Origin of the sequence: Actinopolymorpha sp. B9G3 (assembly GCF_040120725.1) — a bacterium.
Lineage (GTDB): Bacteria > Actinomycetota > Actinomycetes > Propionibacteriales > Actinopolymorphaceae > Thermasporomyces.
In genome coordinates this window covers 1-711 of sequence record NZ_JBEEAB010000088.1, presented here as the reverse complement: position 1 = coordinate 711, position 711 = coordinate 1, and the positions used below count along the sequence as shown (strand labels likewise).

The 711-nt window shown below is 68.1% G+C and carries 1 protein-coding gene; it reads left to right on the top strand.

Going from position 1 to position 711, the window contains the following annotated elements; all coding sequences use genetic code 11:
• Positions 1–512 (top strand): GNAT family N-acetyltransferase (locus ABNF93_RS34705; RefSeq protein ID WP_349332510.1); only part of this gene is annotated, 512 nt, incomplete at its 5' end.
• Positions 513–711: the final 199 nt, after the last annotated feature.

Here is a 711-nt window from a genome sequence, read left to right as displayed (position 1 = left end):
CCCGCGGTGCTCCGGCCAGAGACTGGTGCCAGCGGTACAAGATGCGGCCTAAGGAGGGTTGGGCCACGGTTGGTGCCGACGGACTCGCCTCCCGGCTCCGAGAACAGACCGCCTGCGGACAGCCGGATTCGGCTCAGACGACCGGCCTGGTCGCCTACCTCGACGGTGAGCCGGTCGGCTGGTGCGCGGTCGACCCGCGACCGTCCAACCCGCGCCTGTTAAGCCACTGCCCCGTCCCCTGGGCCGGTCGAACCGAAGACAAGACCGATGACAGCGTGTGGGCGGTGACGTGCTTCGTCACTAGGGCCGGCTTCCGACGCCGCGGCATCAGCCGGGCACTCGCCCGCGCCGCCGTCGACTTCGCCCGACAACGCGGCGCCCGCGCCCTGGAGGGCTATCCCCACAGCACCGAGGTCTTTCACGTCGGTACCCCCGCCGTCTTCACCGCCGCCGGCTTCGTCGAGGTCAGCAGACCCACCACCAGGCGCATCCTCATGCGCATCGACTTCTAGCAGCGCTCGCCTCAACAACTGCCGCCCGCCCATACCGATCGGCACGACCTCAGCAGACGAGAGCGGACAGGTGGCACTAGCCTCGATCTTTCACGTGCCTGGTGGTGGTGCGGGGTGGCGGTGTTGATCTCTGTGTTGGTGGCTGGTTTTTGATGTGGGTGTGCGTGGTTAACGGCGCTGTGTTCGCCGGTTCTCCGGG